This window comes from Tunturiibacter gelidiferens, assembly GCF_051013345.1.
GTDB classification, from domain to species: domain Bacteria; phylum Acidobacteriota; class Terriglobia; order Terriglobales; family Acidobacteriaceae; genus Edaphobacter; species Edaphobacter gelidiferens_A.
Genome location: NZ_CP132939.1, coordinates 333,386 through 349,452 on the forward strand (window position 1 = coordinate 333,386; position 16,067 = coordinate 349,452).

Annotated in this window: 13 protein-coding genes; 9 read left to right on the forward strand and 4 right to left on the reverse strand. The window is 56.1% G+C overall.

Going from position 1 to position 16,067, the window contains the following annotated elements; genetic code table 11:
- Positions 1 to 643: 643 nt before the first annotated feature.
- Positions 644 to 1,294, forward strand: a complete 651-nt coding sequence (locus RBB80_RS01615) for a ferritin-like domain-containing protein (RefSeq protein ID WP_433966605.1) — start codon at positions 644 to 646, stop codon at positions 1,292 to 1,294.
- A 79-nt stretch (positions 1,295 to 1,373) separates the two neighbouring features.
- Here RBB80_RS01615 and RBB80_RS01620 read toward each other — a convergent pair whose 3' ends face one another.
- Complete coding sequence (locus tag RBB80_RS01620) at positions 1,374 to 2,072, reverse strand: GNAT family N-acetyltransferase (protein ID WP_433966606.1); 699 nt, start codon at positions 2,070 to 2,072, stop codon at positions 1,374 to 1,376.
- 490 nt (positions 2,073 to 2,562) lie between these two features.
- The gene (locus RBB80_RS01625; RefSeq protein WP_433966607.1) at positions 2,563 to 3,129 is read right to left on the reverse strand and encodes a DUF4410 domain-containing protein; all 567 of its coding nucleotides are present in this window, start codon (positions 3,127 to 3,129) and stop codon (positions 2,563 to 2,565) included.
- A gap of 362 nt (positions 3,130 to 3,491) precedes the next feature.
- On the opposite strand from RBB80_RS01625, the gene RBB80_RS01630 reads away from it, so the two are divergent.
- The 8 genes from RBB80_RS01630 to RBB80_RS01665 all read left to right on the forward strand — a co-directional run bounded on the left by RBB80_RS01630 (position 3,492) and on the right by RBB80_RS01665 (position 14,226).
- Complete coding sequence (locus RBB80_RS01630) at positions 3,492 to 5,792, forward strand: hypothetical protein (RefSeq protein WP_433966608.1); 2,301 nt, start codon at positions 3,492 to 3,494, stop codon at positions 5,790 to 5,792.
- A gap of 13 nt (positions 5,793 to 5,805) precedes the next feature.
- Positions 5,806 to 6,279 carry a hypothetical protein gene (locus tag RBB80_RS01635; protein WP_433966609.1) on the forward strand — a complete coding sequence of 158 codons (474 nt, stop codon included), beginning with the start codon at positions 5,806 to 5,808 and terminating at the stop codon, positions 6,277 to 6,279.
- Between the two features lie 272 nt (positions 6,280 to 6,551).
- Positions 6,552 to 7,895 carry a TolC family protein gene (locus tag RBB80_RS01640; protein WP_433966610.1) on the forward strand — a complete coding sequence of 448 codons (1,344 nt, stop codon included), beginning with the start codon at positions 6,552 to 6,554 and terminating at the stop codon, positions 7,893 to 7,895.
- 3 nt (positions 7,896 to 7,898) lie between these two features.
- Entirely contained in the window at positions 7,899 to 9,035 is a 1,137-nt protein-coding gene (locus RBB80_RS01645) for an efflux RND transporter periplasmic adaptor subunit (protein WP_433966611.1), read from the forward strand.
- Positions 9,036 to 9,082: 47 nt separating this feature from the next.
- Positions 9,083 to 9,691 carry an efflux RND transporter permease subunit gene (locus tag RBB80_RS01650; protein WP_433966612.1) on the forward strand — a complete coding sequence of 203 codons (609 nt, stop codon included), beginning with the start codon at positions 9,083 to 9,085 and terminating at the stop codon, positions 9,689 to 9,691.
- Positions 9,688 to 11,193: an efflux RND transporter permease subunit gene (locus RBB80_RS01655; RefSeq protein WP_433966613.1), complete on the forward strand. Its 1,506-nt coding sequence runs from the start codon at positions 9,688 to 9,690 to the stop codon at positions 11,191 to 11,193. The genes RBB80_RS01650 and RBB80_RS01655 overlap by 4 nt, the downstream gene beginning before the upstream one ends.
- Before the next feature lie 67 nt (positions 11,194 to 11,260).
- Entirely contained in the window at positions 11,261 to 12,787 is a 1,527-nt protein-coding gene (locus tag RBB80_RS01660; protein ID WP_433966614.1) for an efflux RND transporter permease subunit, read from the forward strand.
- Positions 12,784 to 14,226 carry a trypsin-like peptidase domain-containing protein gene (locus tag RBB80_RS01665; RefSeq protein WP_433966615.1) on the forward strand — a complete coding sequence of 481 codons (1,443 nt, stop codon included), beginning with the start codon at positions 12,784 to 12,786 and terminating at the stop codon, positions 14,224 to 14,226. Before RBB80_RS01660 ends, RBB80_RS01665 begins: the two co-directional genes overlap by 4 nt.
- Positions 14,227 to 14,323: 97 nt before the next feature.
- Here the strand turns inward: RBB80_RS01665 and lepB are convergent, their stop codons facing one another.
- Positions 14,324 to 15,193 (reverse strand): signal peptidase I, encoded by an 870-nt coding sequence (gene lepB, locus RBB80_RS01670; RefSeq protein ID WP_433966616.1) that lies wholly within the window; start codon positions 15,191 to 15,193, stop codon positions 14,324 to 14,326.
- On the reverse strand, positions 15,190 to 15,963 hold the full coding sequence (gene rnc / locus RBB80_RS01675) for a ribonuclease III (protein ID WP_433970050.1): 774 nt from the start codon (positions 15,961 to 15,963) through the stop codon (positions 15,190 to 15,192). Before rnc ends, lepB begins: the two co-directional genes overlap by 4 nt.
- Positions 15,964 to 16,067: the final 104 nt, after the last annotated feature.

Genomic DNA, 16,067 nt, shown 5'->3' on the forward strand with positions numbered 1-16,067 from the left:
TCCCGAGAAGTGAATGGGCAGAGGGGTTTGAAGCTTTTTGGCTGAAGGGGGCCTCCGCGTGGGGTAGGACGGGCGGTTCCGTGAAGGCGTGAATCCTGATGCGCGTGGACATGGTGTTTGGTGGTCCTTTCGTGGTGTATCGGTGGTGTGTTGTGGACGGCTAAATGCAAAGGGCTGCCGCAGCTTTCGCCGCAGGCAGCCCTTGATTTTGATCTCTCCTTATAATTGTAGCGAACCGGATATAACTCATACGCCAACTTTGGCGAAGATTTTTTCGAATTATTTTCAGCCGGACTGTGGCCGGATCCTCGGGACTCGGTCTATGGATCGTTAGACCGACATACGTCTCCTTGCTGCGGTGATGAGCGCTGCAAAGCATCACACCGAGGCTGCGGGTCACCACACCAACGCGGCCCACAAACACGACATGGCAACGGTGACGAGGCGCACGAACACTCCAAGAAGGCTCATGAGTCGTCGACGGCGGCGCATGGTGAACCGACTAATGCCCACACGAAGTCGGCGACATCGTCCGGCGAGAAGTAGTTAGATCGGATTTGAAGGACTGCGATGTTTCCGCGGCCCGTTCGACATTTAAAGCTGTCGGCGGCCAACTTACTTTAGCTGGCGTGTCTCTCATTAGTTGGTTCACAAGTGGCAAAGTGGCCGGGAATCGCAAATTTATAAATCGAACAGGAGAGGTTTATGCCGCTTAAAGGATGTTTTGTTGGATGAGTTGCGCGATATGTACAGCGCGGAAAATCAATTGGTCAAGGCGCTCCCCAAGCTTGCCAAGGGTGCAAAGAATGCAAAGCTCAAGGAGCTTTTTACTGCACACCTGGAAGAGACCAAGGGCCAAGTGGAACGTTTGAAGGAGGTCTTCGGGCATTTGGAAGAGAAGCCGACCGGAGAGCACTGCAACGGGATGGAAGGCATCGTGGAAGAAGGTAAGGATGCGCTGGAGAAGGACGAGGAGGGAGCCTCCTTCGATTCGGGTTTGATCGGCGCAGCACTGCGGACCGAGCACTATGAGATCGCGGGTTACCAGGCGACGATTGCGATGGCCAAGACGCTGGGGATGCAGGACGTAATCGACTTATTGACGGAGAATCTGAACGAGGAGCTGGCGGCGGCGGCAAAGATTACCGAGGCCGCGCAGCCGATTCTCAGGCAGAGTTCAGAAGAGCCGGAGCATAAGAAGAAGCCGAAGTCTGCCAAGGAAAAGTATTCGGCGCAGAAGAGCCGCGAGGATGAAAAAGAGGCGGCTTTGGGCTTGAAGAAGCGCGCTTCTTAGTCTCGGCCGTAAGCTTCGGAAGAGCCTCGCATTGCGGGGCTTTCCTTTGTTGGATATACAGAATTCGAGCTCGCTTGATTTATTTGCTCGGGTTCGCCAATGAGGTCAGCGACCGGATCTGGTGCCCCTCTGTGTCGAAGTTTGCGGGATCGAGCCAGCGTTCAAAAGTACGCTTGCGGTCGGGCCATTCGCTGTCGAGCATGGAATACCACGCTGAGTCCCGGCTGCGCCCTTTGATTACCATGTGTTGGCGAAAGATACCCTCGAAGGTGAAGCCGAACCGCTCGGCAGCTCGCCGCGAAGGTAGATTAAGCGCGTTGCACTTCCACTCGTAGCGTCGATAGCCCAACTCTTCGAAGATATATCGCGCCATCAGATAGATTACTTCGGTGGCGGCACGCGTTCGCTGCAACTGGGGAGAGAACATGATGTTGCCGACTTCGATGACGCCGTTGGGCGCGTCGATTCGCATCAGGCTGGCGTATCCGGCGGCACTCCCGGCTGCCCCTGATGGTTGTTTTGGGAGGATAGCGAAGAACCGGGCAGCGATGTCCATCTCCTTGGCGCGCAGAGCTCGAAGGAGGTCCTCCTCGCGCGCATAGGGACAGTCACCGAGCCACGCCCAGATGGAATCGTGCCCGTCTACAGCCAACCAGATCGAGTGTCCGTGCTGGGATGCAGTGAGCGGTTCGAGTCGAACCCATTGACCGTCCAACACGACAGGTTCAGGCAGGCGCGCGGGCTTCCAGTTTTCCAAGTTGAGGTTGAGTTCAGACACCGGATCAGGATAGCAGTGGAGGCCACAGATCTTGCGCGCGGCTCCAGCGTGTGCAAGGAAAAAGGCACGGCTTGCGCCGCACCCTTTCTCTACGTCGTCGGGTTAAAGCTCACCAGAACCGTGACGAAGATCACTCCAAAAAGAATGACCAGCAGCGGCCACCAACGATCCACCCAAGACATCGACTCAGCTGACGAACTCATCTCAACATCCTCCTTTACCACTTTCAAATCCTAACCGAGAACCGACGCCTGGCTCAATCTGCTCCTCGCGGTGGCGAGGTAAATGGGCATAAGAGTTCGATGCCATGGGCTTGCAGGTTTCGGCAGGGCGCGTGGAAGGGTAGATGGCAACTAGGGGAGTGCCGCTGGACTCCCAGGCTGCTGTAGATGCAAGACAATGTCCTTTGAGATCTGAGAGGCAGTAGCTTTGACGGTCTTCTCCGGCGCATTTTGTTCCATGACGAATTTAGCTGCGGCCACATAAGGGTTCATGGTGATGGCAGCGCCAGGCTTCTTTTACTTGTGCCCGCCTCAGCAGACTCGTAGAGAGGCTTTTCGGGACTGGCGAGATTGGTCAATGTTACGAATAAGTCCATCTTCGCTTGGCCGGATCCAAACCCGATCATTGCGCGGTGAAGACGGCTTCCCTCATCGACCTGGGTGAAGACTCCGTGCACCCATGCGCCGGCGGTGGGCCTGGGCTCGTCGGGGCCGAGCCGCTGTGCTTTGTAGCCGGCTTTCTGGAGATCGCTGATCAAACTTTGGGACAAAGTGTCCACGAGCTTCTTGGCCTGGGCTGCCGGATCCGTTTGCTCTTTCTTTCGCGGTCTTTCCAGAATTCCCGGTCGTAACTGACCCACGGCTGATCCCTTGTCCACCTGAACATCCTGGGCGTCGAGCTCAAAGTCGCTGACGTATACGGTCATGTCTTTGGTGAAGAACGAGGTGGGCGACTTTTGCGGCGCGACAGACGATTGCTCGGGCAACGCCTGAGCGACAACGCAGAGATATATGAAGAGTAAAGATAGTGCGAAAGGAAGTCGGAGTGGTTTCATGGGTGCCTTAAGTGAGATTGCCAAACTACGCTGGCAAAACTTGGGCCCGGTTGTTTCTTGCATTTCGGAGGAGTCAGGATTATAAGAGGAAACTAAATTTATTGGCAACAGATTTATTGGCCGTTAAAACTAATTCCACAAGATGACGTTTATCGGATACACTCGTCTCGCAAAAAACAGGCCAGCCACTACCAATTTCAAACCTCGATGAGGTAGCCATTTTGAGAGGATCAAGAGGCTGTCTGGTCTTTGTGGTTGCGAGTTGTCTCCTGAGTGTAGCGAGCTCTTCCATTGCGCAGGGAAGCTTTCCGTCAGGTAGCAAGCTAGCTAACTCCTCGACAAGTATTCCACCGTGGCCCAGGGTGTTCGACCGGGATGGCGTGCATCTGGTTGTCTATCAGCCACAACTTAAGGCCTGGCAAAAATACCGCACGATGGTGGCCGATACTGCAGTCTCGGTAACAGACAAAGGGGGAAAGCCTGTCCTCGGTGTTATCTCCTGGCGCGCCGATACGATCACCAACGTTAGCGCGCAGACGGTTTATGTGAAAGACATCGAGGTGCTTGACGCGCGGTTTCCTTCGCTTGGTGCAATACAAGAAGCGGAGATGCAGAGGCGTGCCCACCAACTTTACCCAACTATGACGCTGACCATTGGACTGCCTCGGATGATTGCCAGTCTGGAGAAGGTGAATGCGCCGGTAAGGTCGATCGCGGCAAGCACGGCGGCGCCGTCGATACTCGTAACAACGGTGCCCGCGATTGTTCTTGTGGTCGACGGGAAACCTGTGCTGGCACCGGTTCAAGGAACAAGTCTGGAGTATGTCGTCAATACTAACTGGGACCTGTTCTTTGACAGATCCGACTACTACTTGATGAGCGGAAAGATCTGGCTGAAGGCAAAAGATCTTCACGGTCCGTGGGAGACGACTGTAAGACTGCCACCGGATATCGCGAAACTTCCGGCTCATCAGAACTGGGATGACGTCTTGAAGTCCGTGCCGCCAAGCTCAATTGCCGGGGTTACACCCAAGGTTTTTTTCGTGGAAAAGCCGGCTGAGTTGATCCTGTTCAGAGGTAGGCCAATTTATTCAAAGATTCCTGAGACCAACCTGAGTTATGCGATGAATACGGAGGCCAAAGTTTTTCTTCATCAGCCTGATGGGCAGGTATATGTTTTGATTTCGGGGCGGTGGTTTCGCGCCGCGGGCCTCGAGGGTCCGTGGATGTACGCGGGCGATTCCCTTCCTGCTGACTTCAGGATGATTCCGCGCGGGAGCCCGTGTCACGATGTCCTTGTCTCGGTGCCCGGAACGCAGGAGGCCAGTGATGCGGTGCTGCTCTCGCAGGTACCCACTACAGCAATTGTGAATCGCGCTGCCGCGGAGGCTCAAGTGAAGGTGGCTTATGCGGGACCACCTAACTTTGCGCAGATTCCAACTACAACCATGTCCTATGCGATGAACACGCCGGATAAAGTGATTCGTGTTGGAGATCTTTACTATCTTTGTTTTCAGGGGGTGTGGTTTGTTTCTCGAAGTCCGACCGGCCCGTGGAAGACGGCGGATTCGGTACCGCAGATCATCTACACCATTCCACCGACTTCACCGATGTACAACGTGACTTATGTGATCGTCTCGAACCCGACGCCGACGACGGTGCAGACAAGTTATTCGAGCGGCTACCTAGGAGTCTTTGTTGTGGGTATGGCTGTGGGTTCCGCGGTTGTGTATGGGACCGGATACTACTATCCGCCGTATGTTTACTGGGGACCACACCCCGTCTACTATCCATATCCTTATACCTACGGAGTAGCCGCCGTATACAACCCTTATACCGGCGCTTATGGAGTTGGGCACGCAGTGTATGGGCCTTACGGGTCAGCAGGTACGGCGGCCTGGTATAACCCCAGCACCGGAGCCTATGGACGAGCAGTCACCACTCAAAATGCATATGGTGGCCATACTTATGCCCAAGGCTATAATCCTTGGACTGGGACCTATGCTGCGACCTCGCAAGGCCATAACCAGTACAGCCAGTGGGGCAGTTCGGTAGTAACAAACGGTGACAATTGGGCGCAGGCTCAGCATGTAACGAACAGCCAGGGAACGGCAGGATCTTTCCAGACTTCCAAGGGGAGCGCGGGCGCTGGATATTCGGGCGCCAACGGGAACAGCGGCTTTGTCGCGAAGGATGCGAATAATAACAATGTCTATGCTGGAGCCGATGGCAACGTCTATAAGAAAGACTCCAGCGGCAACTGGAGTAAGTATGACAACGGTGGCTGGACTCCGGTAGATCCATCGACTGGCGCAAACCAGACGCGGCAGCAGAAGCAGAGTTCAGACAATCCTAGTCAGTTGTCTCAGTCGCGACCTACGGGGTCTTCCGCGCCGAGTGCGCAGGGAGGAGCTACTTCACCTACGACGGGCAGGGGATCAGATCAGACTAATCCTCGCGCCGCGGGAGAGGAACTCAGAACCAGCCGGTTTCGCCTTCTACCCAAGCTACTCCGGGCAGTTCGAGCCCGCCCAATACGATGGGGCAGCTACAGAATGATTCACAGTCTCGCGCGCGCGGAGATCAACTGGAACAGTCTCAAAGTCGCGGAGGCGGCACTGCACGCGGTTCACGCAGAGGACGTTGATAAAGAGAGATTCTAAGAAAGCAGGATCTATGGAATGCGAGCGAAGAGTTATCGGCTTCCCTGTCGCTCTTCTGGCGACACTGATCTTCACCTCTTCCTGGCTCATCGCAGCGCAGGAGGAATCCAATCCGGCTAAGGAGAAGTTCCAGCAGGATCTAAAAGCAGCAGTCATGGATCAGAGTATTACCGTCCCTCAGTTGAAAGAGATTCAAGGGAATCTGGCGATACTTAAAGAGGCCAAGAGCGAACAGCAGCCGGGCGCACCCATTGACCTGATGACCCTCTACACGGCCGTCTCCAAGATTAGAGCTATCATGGCGACCGTAACGGAGCCTGACCGCGGCACTCTGCGACAGGACTTTCAGCTGATGTTGGCGACGAGACAGCCGGCGCCATCGACAGAACCTGACACGCCAGGGAAAAACTTGGCAAAGACATCTTCGCCGCTGTCATGCATGGCGAACCAACTCCCGCGCAGGTGCAGCAGCTTCAGGAGAGCCTGAATTCGCTCCAATCGATCAAGGGCAGTGGAGATGGCATGCTTCAACAGTTCAGGGCGATGAAGGCCGCTAAGGCTCAGATCGAAGAGACGATGAACGTTGGCTCATTCCGACCGCAAGACCGACAAGCGGTCCTCGATGATCTGAACAGTCTCGGACCTAAGGGAGGCGGCGCCCGTCTGAGGACAAATGGATTGTAGGCAAACTATCCGCGGGTCCGTGGAGTCCGGTTCGATCCCGGTATGGCGATGATACAAGCAAGGCGCGCAAGGCTGTTGAGCTGCTACTCGGGCGGCCTGGTCTTTTTATGGAGCCTCTCCGGTTGGTGCCAAGGTGCTGCGGACCAGGTGCCGGAGCTTGCGTTGGTCGATGCAATTCAGATCGCGTTGGGAAATAACAGGCCGGTCCAGATCGCCAGGCTCGATGTCAGCAAGTCCGGATGGGAGGTCGCCGAGGCCAGAACGCACCGATTTCCCGAGCTCAAGACAGAGTTGCTGGCCTCGGGAAATATTACTTCGCCAACCTTCACGTTTAAGGAAGGCATCTTCGGAACGACAAATGGGCAGCCAAATGGACCGCCGATTCCATCGAAAGATACTCAGATCAGCCTGTCGAATGGAATTACCGGATACGCCATTGCAACTGCATCGCAGCCGATATCGCAGCTCTATCAGATACATCTTGGGATCCGGGAGAAGGAGCTCTCCGCCGATCTTGCAGGAGAAAAATATAAGCAGAAGAGGCAGACGACGGTGGCGGACGTAAAGCAGGCCTACTACGGCATTCTCCAGTCGGAGAGTGCTCTGGAGTTGGAGCGATCGCTGGTGAAGGAGTATGAGGAGACCGATCGGGTGGCTGGTCAGTACCTGAGTAAGGAGTCGGTCCTGAAATCTGAGAGCCTTGAAGTGAAGGCACAACTGGCCCAGGCAAAGCATCAGCTTGTTACGATTCAAGATGATTTAGAGACACAGAAGGAACATCTCAACGATCTGCTGGGGCGCGATCTTGATACTCCGTTTCGCACTCAGCCTGTTCCTCCCGTGTCTAACGACGAGATGAATTTGAAAGTGGCGAGGGAGACGGCGCTGAAACAGCGGCCCGAGCTTAGGGAGGCGAAGATCAACGTCGATCGGGCTGGTAATGATCGCCGTCTGGCAAAGGCTGAATATATTCCCGGTATTGGGGCACAGCTGCAATATCTGACTCCGATCAATACACAAATCCTTCCACAAAATATTCTCTCGGGCGGCGTGAAGATGACCTGGGAGCCGTTTGAGTGGGGTCGTCGCAGGGACACCGTAAAGGAAAAGAGTGTCGAGGTGCAGCAGAGCCAGTATCAACTGGACCAGACGCGCTCGCAGATACTGCTGGATGTCGACAAAACCTTTCGCAAGCTGAGCGAGAGCCGCTCGATGTTGGAGGTTGCACTGGCAGCACGCGATGCAGCGGATGAAAAGCTGCGTGAAGTAAATAATCAGTTCAAGCAAGTGGCAGTACTGTTACGCGACGTGTTGAAGCAGGAAGCTGCGGTCGCCAACGCCAATCACGAGTACGAGGAGAGCCTGCTTTCGTTCTGGAACGCGAAGGCGGAGTTTGAGAAAGCCCTCGGGGAAGAGTGAACGATGAATCGACCTAGCATGCAGGATCGACTCTGGACCGCAACTCTCGCGAGCACTCTCGCCATCGCTGTCTCCGCATGCAAACAGGAAAACTCTGCTGCGACGCTTCCCCTGCCAGTGCACACGGCCGTGGTGCAGATGATCTCTGAAGAGAGCAGCACGAAGTATTCGGCCAACATCGTTCCGTACGCGCAGGTGGACTTGTCCTTCAAATCGAACGGCTATGTCGAGAAGATCCACCAAGTCAAGAACCCGAGCGGCGGTATAAGAAATGTCGATCAGGGAGATTGGGTTCCCAAAGGGACAGTGCTCGCGTTAGTCAGCCAGCAGGACTATATCGAGAAGCTGCAACAGGCCGAGGCGCAACTCGCGCGTGGTGAGGCAGAACACGAAAAAGCGAAACTTAGCTTTGAAAGGGTCTCCGCGCTTTATTCAACACAGAGTGCTACTAAACCTGACTACGACTCCGCCAAGGCGCAACTGGATAGCACCACTGCATCGGTCTCCGGCGCCCAGGCACAGATCAGCGAGGCGAGGATCGCGCTTGATTATTGTTCTCTGCGCGCTCCCTTCAGCGGCTGGTTAGTGAAGCGCAGCGTCGATCTCGGAAGCCTGGTGGGACCAGCCACCAATGGATTTACTCTAGCCGATACGAGCTCGGTCAAGGCAGTGTTTGGAGTTCCCGACACTGTCATCAGCCGGGTCAGGCCAGGCCAACACCTGGTTATCAACACAGACGCGCTCTCTAGTTCGGTGGATGGTCGCGTCAGTGCGATCTCGCCTGCCGCTGATCCGAAGAGCCGGGTCTTTTCTGTCGAGGTGACGATGCCGAATCCAAGAGACGAGTTGAAGTCGGGCATGATCGCTTCGCTTAGCGTGAAGGGCGCAAAATTGCAACAACCTGCGCTAGCAGTCCCGTTGGCTGCAATCATTCGTGACCCTGGGCGAGCAAATGGTTTTGCGGTGATGACTGCGGAAGGCGTTGGCGATCTAGTCTCGGCGCGCTTACAACCCGTGGAGCTTGGCGACACCTTTGGAAACATGATTGTTGCTAAAGGCGGAATTAGTTCTGGGGAAAGAGTGATTACGACCGGCGTCACTTTGATCAAGAGTGGCGATCAGGTTCGCGTTATTCCATAACTGCTGGTCAGCAGGTTGCGGAGTGAAGAAGTAATCGACGGGATGCCATGAGCCACAAGTCTGAAGCCGAGTACATCGCTCACACTCACAACACGGCGCGCTTCTTCGTGGAGAACCGGCAGCTTTCGCTGGTTATCCTGGTAGCGCTCTGCATGTGGGGTTGGTATGGCTTTCAGCATATGCCAAAGCGCAAAGACCCGAAGATCCCAGTGCGCGTGGCCGTTGCCTCCACCCAGTGGCCCGGGGCGACGGCACAGGAGGTCGAACAACTCGTTACCAGACAAGTTGAGCAGTCGATGGCGCAGAATGCTTTCGTCAAGCCTCCATCAGCCTCTGACTTTGGCATTCGCTCTTTTAGTTTTCCTTCCCTTTCGATGGTGTATGTTCAGCTCGATGACCAGGTGACTGATCCAAAGAAGCAGTTCACCGATATGAATTTGAAACTGAATGCTCTGAATGGCATGTTGCCGCAGGGTGCGGGCCCCATCCAGTTCAACAGCGACTTTGGTGACACCGCAGCTTTGATGCTGACCGTTGCCAGTCCCCCGCGAACGAGGTTGACGTGGCTTTGCGGGCAAGTTCGATTCGCAGTGCCATCGAGAAGACACGTGCTGTGGAGTCAGGAAGATCGCCGAAGGCGCGGGTTAGCATCGTGAATGCATTTCCCTTGTCCGTATCGGCTTCTCTGGTGCGAGATTCTTTTGTTTCCGTCATTCAGTCTGCGGCACAAACCGGGATGATCTCCGATCCTCACTATTTCGAAGGCAGCGGTTTTATCGGTGTCGATATCGGCACTACTCTGACGGATGAAGAACTCCACAGTGGAAGGGATCGATTGGTCGCAGACAAGCTGCATCGCTCCGAAGTGCATCCGGATGCGTGGCCTGCAGTCTTCATTCGTAATCCAGAAGACTCGGAGAAACGGCTGGGTGCCGTGGCGGGAGATAGGTACTCCTATCGAGAACTTGATGACTACACCGACCTGATGAGCAGAACTATCCAGGGTGCGCCGGAGGTCGCCAAGATTGATCGGAAGGGAGTGCTCTCTGAGCAAATCTACCTGGACTACTCCCAGTACCGATTAGCACAGTACGGCATGACTCCCTCTAACTTGAAGGACATACTAGGTGCACGCAACGTGACGCTGCCGGGAGGCCAGTTGGAGGCGGGACCCTCCAGCATTCAGATCAATCCTTCAGGAAAATTTACGGATCCACGGCAGATTGGCGATGTGATCGTCGGTTCTTCTTCTTCCGCGGCACAAAGCCCTATTTACCTTCGCGATCTCGTGGAGATCTCGCGCTCTTACCAAAGCCCCGCGCGTTATTTGAATTACCTCACGTGGGCAGACAAGCAAGGACATTGGCATCGCAGCCGCGCCATAACGCTGGCGGTTCAGGTTAAAGATGGTGCGCAGATCGATGACTTTGGCAGAAGCGTTGATGCGAAGCTCGCTGCGGTAAAGCAATATCTCCCCGACGATCTGGTCTTCGCGCGGACCTCAGATCAGCCTTTGCAGGTGAAGGAGAACATCAGCCTGTTTATGGATTCGCTGTACGAGGCGATTGTTCTTGTGGTGCTGGTGTCCTGGGTCGGCTTTTGGGAGTGGCGCTCCGCGCTGCTGATGGCTATTTCCATCCCAATTACACTGGCAATGACCTTCGGTGCGCTGTACCTGCTCGGCATTGATATTCAGCAAGTTTCAGTGGCCACGTTGATTATCGCGCTTGGACTGCTGGTCGATGATCCGGTGATTGCCGGTGATTCGATTAAGCGCTCTCTTGCGGAAGGCCATCCAGGCATCATCGCGGCCTGGCTTGGTCCGACCAAGCTTGCAACTGCCATTATGTATGCGACGGTCACCAACATTGTGGCCTATCTGCCGTTCCTGATGGTGACGGGTAGTACCGGCGAGTTTCTCTTTAGCTTGCCGATTGTGATGACGGTGGCACTGGTTGCGTCGCGCCTGGTTTCGATGACCTTTTTACCCGTACTCGGATATTATCTGCTTCGTCCGGAAAAAGCAGTGAAAGGTCACTGGAGCAGCGACGTGAGAGCGGCTTTTTTGGCCTCTATGCGCGCGCAGCAAAGTACTCAATCGAACATCGTTGGAAGTTTTTCTTCGCATCGCTCCTGTTCCTTGCCGGCGGCGTTCTGATTTTTCCAGACTAAGTACCACGTTCTTTCCGGAGGATGTTCAGTATTGGTCTTACATCGATGTCTGGTTGCCGAACGACGCGAACATCGGAGCGACCCAAGAGACTGCGCTTAGAGCGGAACAGGTTGTACGGGAACAGGCAGCGCTCTTTTCCAGGAAACATGAGCAGCGGTTGAAAGGAAGCGGTCTCCTGCGTTACATCACCACCTTTGTCGGCGGGGGCGGCCCACGTTTCTGGTTCTCCGCGTCTCCGCAGGGTCAGCAGTTGAACTATGCGCAGATTTTAATCGAGGTCAACGACAAGGAGATGACGCCGGAGTTTGTCAGGAAGCTGCAACCTGTACTTACCTCATCGATTCCGGGAGCACGCCTGGATGCGCGTCAGCTATTGACGAACCCCATGGATTACCCTATTGAGATTCGCATCTCGAGTGCCGCTGATCTTAGCGCACAGCAGGAGCCAGGGGACATTCGTGAGTTACAGTCGCTGGCAACGACAGTTGAAGACATATTGCGTTCGATTCCGATCGCGGAGCGTACCCGCAGTGAATGGGGAGAAGCAAATGGGCAGATTGCGCTGACGATCGACCCTGATCGAGCGAACCTGGCTGGCATCACCAACATGGATGTGGCTAACTCTTCGACTGCGGGTATCAGCGGCTCGACTGTCGGAGTTCTGCAAGAAGGCCAGAAGCAGATTCCGATTGTAGCCCGCCTGCGAATGGGGGAACGGGCGCAGCTCTCCGATGTTCAGGATCTATACGTCTATGGTTCGCAAGATACTAACAAGATAAAGCTCGCGCAGATCTCGGACATCGATCACAGTCTGTTGACAGGCCGCATCGTCAGGCAGGAACAATTCCGTACGATTAACGTTCGCAGCTTCCCTGTCGCTGGACACTTGAGCTCTGAGGTGCTGAAAGCCGCCATGCCCAGGCTGCGAAAGATGGAAGCGACACTGCCACCTGGCTATAAGATCCAGATTGGCGGCGAGTACGACAAGACGAAGAACGGCTTCCGGAACCTCGCCATGGTCATGGTGGTCTCCATTGCCGCTGTTTTTATGGCGCTGGCTTTTCAATTCAAAGATGCCATCAAGCCTCTCCTGGTGCTAGCCGCTGCTCCGTACGGCATGATTGGCGCGTTTGCGGCGTTATGGATCATGGGAGAACCCTTCGGGTTCATGGCATTTCTCGGTGTCGCCAGCCTGGTGGGCGTTATCGTCAGTCACTCGATTGTCCTGTTCGATTTCATTGAGGAGCGGCACATCGCGGGTGATGACTTCGAGCTTGCTCTGATCGACGCCGGAATACTTCGCCTTCGCCCGGTGCTGATCACCGTGTTCGCTACCGTGTTTGCGCTGGTTCCCCTGGCGGCACACGGCGGTCCGCTCTGGAAACCGCTCTGCTACGCACAAATTGGCGGCCTGCTGGTCGCAACCTTAGTGACCAAACTCCAGGTGCCAGTGATGTACGCAATCTTTGTTCTTGATCTCAAAATTTCGAAGTGGGACACCGCCGAAAAAAGTCCGTCACTCGAGCCACCAGCGCTTAGATTGTTTATTAGCCCGCTTGCTCGTAGGAGCCTCGAATGAAACTCGCGATCCCTCTCCTCTCTACTCTTTTATGCATCTCCGCGTCGTTGTCTGTACTTGGCCAGAAGAGCCCAGAGACGACCGGCACCTCCGCCGACGGGTCGACGATCTTGCGGGAGTACGACCTGGCCATCGATGAAGTTGCGGAACGGGTGATGCACTCAGTGGTGCAAATAGAAGTTACCGGCTTTGGAAAACCAGAGAGTAGCGACGAGGATCAGGATCAGGCGACCTTGCAACGACAGCGCGTGATTGGATCAGGGGTTATCGTCGATCCGGACGGCTACATCGTTACCAACAATCATGTGGTCGCGGGCGCTCTTCGCATTCGCGTGATCGTTGCGCCGACGACAGTCGAGTTGGTAACGTGGCACACTCAACTGGCGAATCCGCAGCGTGTGTACGAGGCAAAATTGATAGGCACGAATCGATATGCGGATCTCGCGGTCATCAAGATCGAGGCTCACGGCCTTCCCGCAATTGCATTGCCGGAGCCATTTCATGTGCGCCTAGGTCAGACAGCCATTGCCATTGGATCGCCACAGGGGCTGGACCACACGATCACCAAGGGAATCATAAGCGCGGTGGGCAGACAGCCTGAGTTGGATCGCCCGATGGTTTACGTGCAGACCGATGCACCCATCAATCCGGGTAATAGCGGCGGCCCGCTGATAGATCGCGATGGCAATTTGATTGGAATCAACACCTTTATCTATAGCTCTGGAGGCGGAAGCGAGGGTCTGGGCTTTGCTATTCCGGAACCTGTCGTTCGTTTCGTCTATTACGAATTGAAAGCGCACGGATTTGTGCCTTCCGTTTCCATCGGAGCGCATGCACAAGCGATCACTCCTGATCTTGCAGCAGGCCTGAAGTTAACTCAGGATCATGGTGTGATCTTCTCCGATGTCGATACGGCCGGCCCGGCCGCAGGAGCTGGGTTGCACCCCGGAGATATTGTGGAGACGATAGATAGCGTTCCGATCGACTCCTTTCCGAAGTACACCGCTTATCTCTATGTGCACAAGCGAGGAGCGCCACTCCACATGGAGGTTTTGCGCGGCGGCAAACCGGTCACACTCTCCGTCAACACCGTCGATTCGCTCCCCATCGTGGATAGCTTGTCGGACCTCACGAATCCGACGAAAGATTTGATTCCAGCTCTCGGCGTCTTTGTGATCGACCTCAATGATCTTATCGCCGCAGCCTTGCCTGGGCTGCGCTCTAAGCGTGGAGTTGTAGTAGCCGGTGTTCTGGCGGGAGAACCCGCTACCCTCGCCAATCTGGAGGTAGGAGACGTCGTCCGCTCAATTAATGGGAGACCGCTCAATTCCTCCGAGGAGTTGCGGCAGCAGCTTGCGAACTTCAAACCTGGCGATTCCGTGGCGTTAGAGGTAGAACGCCAGTCGGTGTTGCAATATGTGGCTTTCGAAGTTGAGTAATAGGTCTTCGAAGTTACATGCAAGCACGGGCGAGCATTTTGTAGCGGGATGCGCGAAAAGAGAGGCCTAAAATCTCCCCCACGCGATGGGTGTGAAGCTAGCGGACAATCTGGAAGGTACGGCCCCAGCGGGCGAAGTCGACTACGGAGTCGATTTTGCTGACGCGCTGGCGGCTGGGATTAGCGGTGGCGGATTGGGCTATGCTGCCGCGGGCGTCGGAGTCGTCAGCTTCGTGGGGCTGCAGGGAGAAGTAAATAACGAGGGGTTTGCCTACGATGGCTTCGCGAGGGACGAAGCCCCAGTAGCGGCTGTCTTCGCTGTCGTTGCGGTTGTCGCCGAGAACGAAGTAATTGCCGGTGGGAATGATGAGCTCGTTGTTCTCGATGAGGGAGCGCATGCGGATCCACCAGTGGGAGTCGATCTCGGGGTCGGCGCTCTGGAGGCGAGGGAAGTTGTCGCGGAAGTTGTCGGGTGGACTTGGTCGATAGACGGCGTAGGGTTCGGCGAGGACGTGGTCGTTGATGTAGACGCGGCCCTGGCGGAGGCGGAGGTGGTCACCGGGGATGCCGATGACACGCTTGATGAGGTGGAGGGTGGCATCGACGGGGTCGTGGAAGACGATGATATCGCCACGGCGGATGGCGGCGGCGGGAAGGAGGGTGCCGGCGCCGTCGGGTGCCGCAGCCTGCTTGTCGACGAGGAGGAAGTCGCCGACGAGGAGAGTGGACTCCATGGATTCGGAGGGGATGCGGAAGGGCTGCACGCAGAAGCTGATGATGAAGATGGCGATGACGATGAGGTGCAGAAGGGATTGGAGTGCGGTGAAGACGCTGGGTCTGTCGTGATGCGCCGGGTGGCGTGGCTGACCTGGCGACAGGTGAGGGGTCGGTGGACGAGTTTGTGGAGTGTTGGATGTGGAAGGGTCTTGGATAGCGGAATTGTTAGAGACGGCGGCGGGTTGGGTCATTCGACCACCTCCGCTGTTACCTCAAGGGAGGAGGTCTCGGCCACCATGCGGGCTTCTGCGACGAGGCGCTCGAATGCCAGGCGGGCCGCAGCCTGTTGGGCCTGTTTTTTGGTGGAGCCTTCGGATTCGGCGAGGGCACGGGAACCGCCGGATTTGTCGTCGATGCGGACTTCGACGCGGAAGCGTTTTTGATGGTCGGGGCCGCTTTGGTCGGTGAGGACGTAGTGGGGCTGGCCGGCTCCGGTAGCCTGGAGGTGCTCCTGGAGGGCGGATTTGTGGTCGCCAATGGCGCCGCTAAAGGTTTTGCTGCCGGCAAGGGCGATATGAAGGTCTGGGAGAGCGGGCTCGATGATGTGCTTTTCGATGAAGGAGCGTGCGGCGTCGAGGCCGCCGTCGAGGTAAAGGGCTGCGATGACGGCTTCGAGTGCATTGGCAAGGAGAGCGGGTTTTTTGCGACCGCCGCTTTGTTCTTCGCCGCGTCCGAGACGGAGGAACGAGCCGAGGTCGATGCGTGCGGCTACCTCGCCGAGGTGGCGGCGGCTGACGAGAGAGGCGCGGAGGCGGGTGAGTTCTCCCTCGCGCGAGGCCGGGAAGCGGCGGAACAATGCCTCTGCCACGGCGAGGCCCAGGACTGCGTCGCCGACGAATTCGAGTTGCTCGTTGTCGGCGGCTGGATCGGGGAGAGTTTCGGGGTTGGTCTCGTAGGCGAGCGAACGGTGGGTGAGGGCCCAGGTGAGGAGGTCGGGACGCTGGAAGATGTGGTCGAACAGAGCCGGGGGGCACCGTTCGACTGCGGTCGTCCGGGCTTTCTGTGGCGCGTCGTCATAGAATCCCCTGCTCTACTTTACCGGACGGAAGGTGCGGCGTGCTAAGG